Origin of the sequence: Halomonas sp. IOP_14 (assembly GCF_021021315.1) — a bacterium.
GTDB classification, from domain to species: Bacteria; Pseudomonadota; Gammaproteobacteria; order Pseudomonadales; family Halomonadaceae; genus Vreelandella; species Vreelandella titanicae.
Window position 1 is genome coordinate 23,028 of record NZ_JAINWD010000055.1, and the last position, 6,253, is coordinate 29,280.

Consider the following 6,253-nt stretch of genomic DNA (forward strand, 5'->3'; position numbering starts at 1 on the left):
ACCCCATGTTAGTTAACACGCTATCAATAGAAAAGGATGTTAATGATGCAAACTGTGATGCCTAACCCCGGTTTTGGTACGTTTCGCCTGGAAGGCGATACGCTCAAGCAGAGTATTCACGCGGCGCTTGAGGCCGGGTACCGCCACATCGACACGGCGCAGTTTTACGGTAACGAAACCGGTGTGGGGGAGGCAATTCGCGACAGCAGCGTGCCACGCAGCGATATTTTCCTAACCACCAAGGTGTGGTTTGATAAGCTGGAGCCCGCCACGCTGAAAGCCAGCGTGGACGAAAGTCTGCAGAAATTGGGCACTGATTATGTCGACTTGCTGTTAATCCACTGGCCATCACCTAAGGACGAAGTGCCAATGGTCGATTACCTGACGGCGCTTAAAGAAGTGAAAGCCGAGGGTAAGGCGCGCAATATCGGCATTTCCAACTTTACCATCGCACAGGTGGACGAAGCGGTCAGCATTCTGGGCAACGGTGAGATTCTCACCAATCAGATCGAGGTTCATCCTTTCTTACAGAACCGTAAGCTAGCCGAGCACTGCGAGCAGCATGGCATTCAGATTACTGCCTTTATGCCCCTGGCCGTGGGCAAGGTAATGGATGACCCGACCCTTAAGCAGATCGCCGATGCGCATAACGCCACGCCTGCGCAGATTGCCCTTGCTTGGGTAAAACAGCGCAATATGATTACGATTCCTTCATCGACCAAGGCGCGAAATATTCAAAGCAACATTGCCGCCTTTGACTTAGTCTTGAGCGACAGCGAGATGACGGAAATCGCCAAGTTGGATCGTAAAGAGCGTATTGCCAACCCAGAAATAGCGCCGGTCTGGGATGAGTAAGAGGAATGAATAACCAGGACTTGAAACGCTAAACGATGAACTTCAATTAATAGTGTGTGTCGTAGTAGATGCCTGCCCAGGCAGGCATCTTTAAAAGAATGGAGAAAACGATGAAACAGCGCAAGATAAAAGACAACGCTTTAAAAGCGCAGCTGCGAACACCGATGTTTAAAATGCAGCAGCAAACCCCGAAAAAAGGTAAAGGCAGCTACTCTCGGAAAGGACGCAACTCTTTGGGAGGGCATCGCCAAGCCGCCTAACCCGGCGCTTTGGCGATGCCTTCCCCAGGCATCTCTGCGCAGTATTCCCCATACTGTGCAATATCCCATCAGCTTGGCCGATCCAATGGATCGGCTTTTTTATTGCGCGCCAGGCGTGGCACGCCACTGAAAACGCCCCGGCCACTTCCTGTGACCGGGGCGTTGGCTATGCCAACCTACTCCCACAGTGTGGACATTTTTCGTAGGCATCGCGGGTTTCAGCCTGATGGCGTTGGTTGCGCTGACTTGGTTCCTCTACACCATGAATGGATACCAGCTGGCCCTGCTCCCAGCGTAAACCGATATCTTTTAACAGGTGCGGGTCATGAAAGCGCGGGTCTTCGTAAAAGCGCCGCTGGGTACGATAGTGGGTGAAAGCGCTGAGTAGTTTGCGGGTAATGGTTGCGATTGCCATGGGGTCGGTCTCCTGGGTTAGGAGGCCGGGCAACATCGCGATCAGGGAGTCTCAAAGGTAACGATAAAACAACATGGCCGCGACACTTGCCGCGGCCAATTTCCTCTTTACATCTCTGGCGCGCGACAATAATAAGCTGATACCGCATTATTAATAATGCGATGCAGCTTATTCATTCGTGTCGCGGGGATTTGCCAGCGCATGAGAAGGTCTCTGAAAACGTTTCGTTAATAAAAAAGAACTGCCCCTTAAAGGGGAGCTCTTATGTTTTAACCGATGCTTATATGAGCGTCAATCTATTTAGCGACTTGTTCAAGGTGGGGGGGCTGGCAAGTTTCCATGCGATACCCCGATTGGTAAACGCTACGTAGACGCAGGCCATGCCGACCATCCAGTTCCAGCTTGCGGCGTAGGCGGCTTACGTGGGTGTCAACGGTACGCGTCGAAATATCCCCTTTAATGCCCCACACCAGTTCTAGTAAGTGCGCACGGGTAATTAGCTCACCCATTTTAGAGAAAAACAGCGTGGCTAACCGATATTCACGTTCGGTTAAATCAATGGCGTCGCCCGCCACGCTGATGTAGTGCTCATCGGTATGCAGGGTAAATATCTCGGGACAGGCCGGTGCAGGGCGCGGTGTGGCATAGCTAGAGCGTCTACCTAACGCGCTCACTCTGGCAATCAGCTCACTGGGGCGAAGGGGCTTGGCGAGAAAATCATCGGCGCCTCGCTCCAGGGCTTTAACAACATCGTCTTCGCCCTGGCTGGCGGTAATAAACAGGATTGGCCCATGCCAGCTGTCGTGCTGGCGAAGATGAGCAACCACATCCATGCCGTCGCTGTCGGGCAGGCGCCAATCGATAATGAGCAGGTCAAAGGTGTGCTGCTGCGTCGCCCGGCGAAGCTCGCTAGAGCGACTAAACAGCGAGACTTGGTGTTCTGCCGTTAGTAGGCACTGCTCAATAAAGGCCTGTTGGTCGAGGTCATCTTCAAGTACGCCAATATGCATGCTAATTTCCCTTATTGTCGTCTTATAAATGTCACCCGTGTAGAGGCGGCAAGCTCACGCGTTAAGTTTAGTGGATGATGATGCGTTGACACAAAGGTTCACAGTTAGCCCGCCAACGGCCGATATACAATTTCTGCACTTTCAACGGTCAGCACCGAGGTGCAGCATGATACGTCGCCCTATGGTTGTTAAATTCGTGGTTTTCATCGTCGCGGTAGGACTTGCCTTGCTGTCGACCCACACTATCGCCCTGGAAGTACCTGAAGGCCCGGTGATATTGGTGGTGAGTGGAAAGGTGGGGCAGACGAATGTGGGTGACGAAGCCCATTTTGATAAAGCGATGCTAGAAGGCTTGGCGCAGCACGAAACGATTACCCGCACGCCCTGGCACGACGGCGTGATGCGCTTCTCTGGCCCATTGGGGCGAGCTATCCTGGAAGCCGTCGGTGCCGAGGGGGAGAATATTCGTGTGGTAGCGTTGAATGAGTACGCCGCGACGGTGCCTATCAGCGATTTTGAGAATTACGATGTCATTCTGGCTATGCAGGCAAACGGCAAAGCGCTGCGAATTCGTGATCAGGGGCCGCTATTTGTCATTTATCCCTTTGACCAGCACCCCGAACTGCTAGATGAAGAGATATTTTCGCGCTCTGTGTGGCAGGTGACACGAATCGACGTTGAGTAATATAACCGAGTAGCAATCATGCTGGCTTTTTTTAAGTTCTATTTTTCCCGCCGTACCAGGGTCGCTACATTCTCGGCGATCCTTTTTTTTCTTTCAGCGCTAACCACCGGTGGGGTTATTTATAACCGTCAGCATGCGCAGGAGGAGCGGTTGCTCGAAAATGTGTTATGGGCCGGGTATCAGTTTGATCGAGAGGTGCGCGAATTGCGCTTGTCGCTATTCGAAACGAGTGCTGGGAAGGCTACGGTTGATGATGTGTTGCTGCGTTTTGAGATTCTCTTCAGCCGACAATCACTTTTTTTTCAAGGTGAAATAGGAAAAGTCGTGGCGAAACTCGAGGATATTGAGGCGGTCATTCAACAAGCTCACATCCGCATTCTAGAGATGGAAACCCTACTCGAAACGGTATGGGACCACCCTACCCAGTTAAATAGCGAGTTAACGGCTATCCTCCTGCAGCAAACGGCTGAGCTACAGCAACTCAGCGGTAACATTTTGATCGAAACCAACGCCCATGTTTCCCATATGCATAGTGAGGAACACCGCGCATTGACAAGTCTCAACGGATTGGTGCTGTTGCTTATTGTCCTGTTAATGCTTTCAGGTGGCATGTTGGTTCGCGCGCTGATTCTAGAAGGGCGCTCCAGTCATCGTAAGGCTCAGGCGTTAGAAACCAAGAGCCAAGAGCTAAATGAGGTAGCTAGGCAAGCAGAGAAAGCGAGTCTGGCAAAATCTGAGTTTATGGCGGTGATGAGTCATGAAATTCGAACCCCGTTAAATGGTGTCGTGGGTATGGCGGATTTGTTAAGCGAGGAGGTTAAAACAACAAGTGCTGAGACTTATTTAGCCGCTCTTAAGCGCAGTGCGGAGAGTCTACGCGCGGTGATCAACGATATTCTCGACTACACCAAAATTGAGTCGGGGCGCCTCGATCTGGATATCCAGCCGTTTGATCTTCACCAATGCATCGACCAGCTTTGTGAAAGCTATACCCTCCGCGAACCAAAGGCGAAGGTCTCCTTTAGTTACGCTATCGACCCGGCGCTGCCCCGTTATGTGCTGGGAGACATCGCGCGGCTGCGCCAAGTCATGATGAACTTAATCAATAATGCCTTGAAGTTCACGGAAGAGGGGTTCGTCAAATGCCAGATAAAACCTCTTGGAGACGATAATATTCTTATGGAGGTACACGATACTGGCTGTGGTATCGCGGAAGCGGATCAAGCACAGCTGTTCTCGGCGTTCTCGCAAGTGGATACCTCAATGGCGCGTCGTCACGAAGGCACGGGGCTTGGGCTCGCAATCTGTAAGCGGTTGGTCGATGCCATGCAGGGCGAGATAGGTGTTAACAGCCAGCAGGGGCTCGGCAGTCGATTCTGGTTCACCGTCAGCCTGCCGGAAACCGAACCTTTGGCCATTTACCAAAGCGGTGAACACCCGCCAGCAATGCCCTCCCATCACCATATCTTGGTGGTAGAGGATAACCCGCTAAATCAAACGGTGGCACGCGTCATGCTTGAGCGCCTTGGCCAGCAGGTATCGGTTGCAGAGAACGGCCAGGAAGCGCTCGATCAGTTGAAAGCAGACCATGGTCGATTTGATTTGGTGTTAATGGATATGCAGATGCCTAAGCTGGATGGCACGGAAACCACCCAACGCTGGCGCGATTATGAAGCTGTGCATCAACTGCCTAAGTTGCCCATAGTGGCGATGACCGCCAATGTGATGCCTGAGCACCGAGAGCGCTGCATTCAAAGCGGCATGGACGATATGATTCACAAGCCTTTTACGCGCGATGAGTTGCATCAGGTGATTGGCCGCTATCTGTTAAATGATGAAAGCGTTGAATCTGTCAGTATTCACGCTACCGTTCCTATTAAAAGCCCCGAATCGCTGGGTGATAGCGCTGGGGCAGTTCAAGTACTCGATAAGCGTCTTTGCGAAGAGCTGCAAAGTACCTTTGAACCCAAGGCACTGGATGCGCTGCTGACCACGTTTTTAACACGGCTTGGTGAACGTATCGCTCGCTTGAATGCCTACTGGCAGTCAGAGGATCGACAAGCCTTGTGCCTAGAAGCCCATTCACTAAAGGGTGCCGCTTCCTCTCTAGGCTGTGCTGCGATTGCTGAGCAAGCAAGCCAATTGGAGCAAGCAGCGCTAGAAGCCCCATTAAGCGAATTGATGATCTATCTGGAGCGTTTAGTTGCTCTTGAGGCCACTACTAAGCTGGCTTTGGAGCAAGAAAGCATGTTCGTTTGATGCGTTATTAGGGGGCGGACGGTGAGTACTCGCGTAACCAGGTGTTGAAAGCGTCGGCGGTTAACGGGTGTGCAATACCGTAGCCTTGTCCAACAGTGCACCCGGCTTCAACAAGCCGAGTGAACTGTGCCGACGTTTCGATACCTTCGGCGACAACAGTCAGTCCCAGGCGTTTGCCTAAGTCGACAATCGACTCTGTTATCACCAGTGCTTCTTTGTCCTGATCGATCAGTGAGACAAAGCTACGGTCAATTTTGAGCTCGCTGAAAGGCAACCGATAGAGCTGTGTCAGCGAAGAGTGGCCGGTACCAAAGTCATCTAACGCCAGTTTGCAGCCCCGTTGTCGCAACGCTTTGAGCACGTAGCTAGCGTAGCCCAAGCACTCAACCCCCGCTGTTTCGGTGAGTTCCAGGGTGATCTTGCTAAGCACAGCATGATGCGCTTGGGTGAGTTGATCAAACGCGTCTAGTACGCCTTCTGCTTGAATAAAGGCCGCCGGTATATTTATCGAGACGTCTAAGTCCCACCCTTGTGACAACCATTGGGCTTGCTGCTTCATGGCAAGCTCAATAACGTACCAAGTGAGTGGAAGCATCAGGTCGTTTTGCTCTGCTAGAGGTATAAAACTGTCGGGGTATAGCACGCCGCGTTGAGGGTCTTGCCAGCGTACCAGCGCTTCAACGCCAATAACCTGCCCTTGTTGAGTGCCTTGTTGCAGGCTTATTTGGGGTTGAAAAGCTAGGGAAGCTCTGAAAAAGTCACTGCCATC

7 protein-coding genes are annotated in these 6,253 nt (G+C 52.0%); 4 read left to right on the top strand and 3 right to left on the bottom strand.

Going from position 1 to position 6,253, the window contains the following annotated elements:
- Window positions 1–36: 36 nt before the first annotated feature.
- Both dkgB and arfA read left to right on the top strand, forming a co-directional pair.
- Window positions 37–855, top strand: a complete 819-nt coding sequence (gene dkgB, locus K7H09_RS22585) for a 2,5-didehydrogluconate reductase DkgB (RefSeq protein WP_230806092.1) — start codon at window positions 37–39, stop codon at window positions 853–855.
- 110 nt (window positions 856–965) lie between these two features.
- Window positions 966–1,115, top strand: coding sequence for an alternative ribosome rescue factor ArfA (arfA, locus tag K7H09_RS22590; protein WP_008957724.1), 150 nt, complete (start codon window positions 966–968; stop codon window positions 1,113–1,115).
- Window positions 1,116–1,281: 166 nt separating this feature from the next.
- Here the strand turns inward: arfA and K7H09_RS22595 are convergent, their stop codons facing one another.
- Together K7H09_RS22595 and K7H09_RS22600 are read right to left on the bottom strand one after the other, a co-directional pair.
- Window positions 1,282–1,530 carry a hypothetical protein gene (locus tag K7H09_RS22595; protein ID WP_008957723.1) on the bottom strand — a complete coding sequence of 83 codons (249 nt, stop codon included), beginning with the start codon at window positions 1,528–1,530 and terminating at the stop codon, window positions 1,282–1,284.
- 296 nt (window positions 1,531–1,826) lie between these two features.
- The gene (locus tag K7H09_RS22600) at window positions 1,827–2,540 is read right to left on the bottom strand and encodes a response regulator transcription factor (RefSeq protein WP_230806094.1); all 714 of its coding nucleotides are present in this window, start codon (window positions 2,538–2,540) and stop codon (window positions 1,827–1,829) included.
- A 166-nt stretch (window positions 2,541–2,706) separates the two neighbouring features.
- Between K7H09_RS22600 and K7H09_RS22605 the strand changes: the two genes are divergently transcribed.
- Window positions 2,707–3,225, top strand: a complete 519-nt coding sequence (locus tag K7H09_RS22605) for a molybdopterin-dependent oxidoreductase (protein WP_223828005.1) — start codon at window positions 2,707–2,709, stop codon at window positions 3,223–3,225.
- Between the two features lie 18 nt (window positions 3,226–3,243).
- The gene (locus K7H09_RS22610; RefSeq protein WP_041157779.1) at window positions 3,244–5,484 is read left to right on the top strand and encodes an ATP-binding protein; all 2,241 of its coding nucleotides are present in this window, start codon (window positions 3,244–3,246) and stop codon (window positions 5,482–5,484) included.
- Between the two features lie 7 nt (window positions 5,485–5,491).
- Here the strand turns inward: K7H09_RS22610 and K7H09_RS22615 are convergent.
- Window positions 5,492–6,253 (bottom strand): EAL domain-containing protein (locus K7H09_RS22615; protein WP_230806096.1); only part of this gene is annotated, 762 nt, incomplete at its 5' end.